Here is a 1,870-nt window from a genome sequence, read left to right on the forward strand (position 1 = left end):
TATTGTTGGAATATTTCTGAGTGAACTGATAAAGAGAAGCTTTCTTAGGCTTTAATACTTTGTTTGACATATGATTATACCTCCATCTAATTTCTAATCTAATTATAGAACAGATGGGAAATTCATGTGTCCGGTTCAGCTTCATGAACGCCGTTTAATCGGTGCTTATGAAATTTAATTTTCACTAACCTGTGGTTTGTGGGTATTCAAAAAAGTAGATATTTTTCTAAAGAAGAACTTCCAGAATTAGCTGAACATAAATGTAACAAAGAACAAATACTGATGTGTTTTGACGCTTATCAATCTGATCATTGGACAGTAACTTTTGATTAGAAATTATATCTTTCAAATTAACACCACTAAAAAATGCAACGTTAGATTTCTAACATTGCATTTTTCAAATATCTACATTTAGAACTTTAAGCGTTATTACTAATAAACAAAAATCACTTATTCTACCGCATCTTTACGTACATAGTGTGATGCACGCCCTTTACCTTTACGTATAATAGCACCTTCTTCTACAAGTTTCTTTAACGCAGACTCTACCGAAGAACTACCTAGACTTGGACAGTTTTCCATTGCATCTTTCTTAGTAAAGGTTCCAATTGTATTATTCACATAAGTTTTTACAACATCATAAGATGTACTTCTTTTTCCACTCTTTTCACTTATAGTTAATCTATCTTCAAATTCACGATAGCATTTCAAAATAATTCCAAGCATATATTTAATGAATGGCTTGGGATCATTTGCACCTTCATGCCATCCCAAATCTGCTTGTGCTAAAGTTTGATAATAGACTTCTTTTGTTTCAGAAATTTCTTTTTCTATACTAATATACTTACCAACTACATAATCATTTCTATACAACAATAATAATGTAAGCAATCGACTCATTCTGCCATTTCCATCATTAAAAGGATGTACACAGAGGAAATCTAAAATTACACACGGTATTAGAATCAAAGGATCAACAATTTCCTGTTCTAAAGCTCGTTGATAACTATCGCATATTTGTTCAATGGCACCTGGTGTCTCATACGGTTCTAAAGGCTTAAACAATATCCTTTTCTCTCCATTTGGTAAAACTGCATCTATCTCATTTGGAATAGTCTTATATTTTCCACCATAAGTCAATTCAGTATACTGAAGTAAATCACGATGTAACTGCAATATATAGTTTGATCTAAAAGGGATATATTCATAATTTTCATGAATCAGATTCAAAACGTTTCTATATCCTAATATTTCTTTTTCATCACGATTTCTAGGTGTTGTTTTATCTTCAACTAATTGTTGGAGACGAGACTTCGTTGTTATAATACCTTCAATACGGTTTGAACTTTCTGTGCTTTGTACTTTTGCAACCTCAACTAAACGTTCTAACTCTACTGGTTTTTGGCGAAGATATAATTCCTGTTTCCCTTTGTATTCATGAATTTTCGCAACATAAGATAATATCTCATTATCCCATGTGCGTAAACTTAAATAACTGTAATCAAAACTTCTCATACTCTTCTCCTTTCTTTTTCTCCCAAAAAGCTTCTCTTTTCTCCCAATTATATACATGTTTTGGGAGAAAAAGAATATAATTAGGAGAAAATAACTAATATGTATCATTTAATTGTCAAAATCTATGAATTATTTAGTTGTTTTTTACTATACTTCAACATGATTATCTCCCAAAGCACATCTTTTTTCTCCCAAATTGATACCATTTTTGGGAGATAAATAATTATATTGGGAGAAAAAAATACAACGTTAGATTACGGGTCTTTAATTTTTGTGGGGGTCAGACCTTCGCTCTAAATATTTGGGGGTCTTGGAAACAGCACCTTTAAATCTGTGGGGGTCACACTGTGGCTCC

The 1,870-nt window shown here is 31.8% G+C and carries 1 protein-coding gene; it reads right to left on the reverse strand.

Going from position 1 to position 1,870, the window contains the following annotated elements:
• Window positions 1-450: 450 nt before the first annotated feature.
• A complete protein-coding gene (locus tag EAI80_RS12930; protein ID WP_129982362.1) occupies window positions 451-1,515 on the reverse strand; it encodes a Fic family protein in 1,065 nt (354 codons plus the stop codon).
• Window positions 1,516-1,870 lie beyond the last annotated feature (355 nt).

The organism is Catenibacterium sp. co_0103 (genome assembly GCF_004168205.1).
GTDB classification, from domain to species: Bacteria; Bacillota_I; Bacilli_A; order Erysipelotrichales; family Coprobacillaceae; genus Catenibacterium; species Catenibacterium mitsuoka_A.

Excerpts from the sequence above, each read along its gene's own strand:
- EAI80_RS12930 (WP_129982362.1), bottom strand. The coding sequence starts at position 1,515 with ATGAGAAGTTTTGATTACAGTTATTTAAGTTTACGCACATGGGATAAT.